At 66.4% G+C, this 256-nt stretch carries 1 protein-coding gene; it reads right to left on the bottom strand.

Annotated elements, in window-relative coordinates:
* On the bottom strand, positions 1-256 hold a 256-nt coding region (locus tag WDW90_RS40115), incomplete at both ends, for an AAA family ATPase (RefSeq protein WP_488803342.1).

Raw genomic sequence — 256 nt, forward strand, 5'->3', positions numbered from 1 at the left:
GATGTCCTCTGAGGCACTGACGATGATGCGCCTCGCGATGAACCGCGGATCCTCGCCCGCCTCGATCATCCTGGCCAGGTAGTGGAGCGCGGCGTCGACATCCGATCCCCGCACGGACTTGATGAATGCGCTGATCACGTCGTAGTGCTCGTCGCCGTTCCGGTCATAGCGGAGGAGCGCGCGATCGACCGCGAGGGCCACGGTCTCCGCGAGGACGACCGGCTTGCCCTCAGTGCTCGTGGAGCTCGCCGAGAGG

The organism is Methylobacterium nigriterrae (assembly GCF_037106235.1).
GTDB lineage: Bacteria > Pseudomonadota > Alphaproteobacteria > Rhizobiales > Beijerinckiaceae > Methylobacterium > Methylobacterium nigriterrae.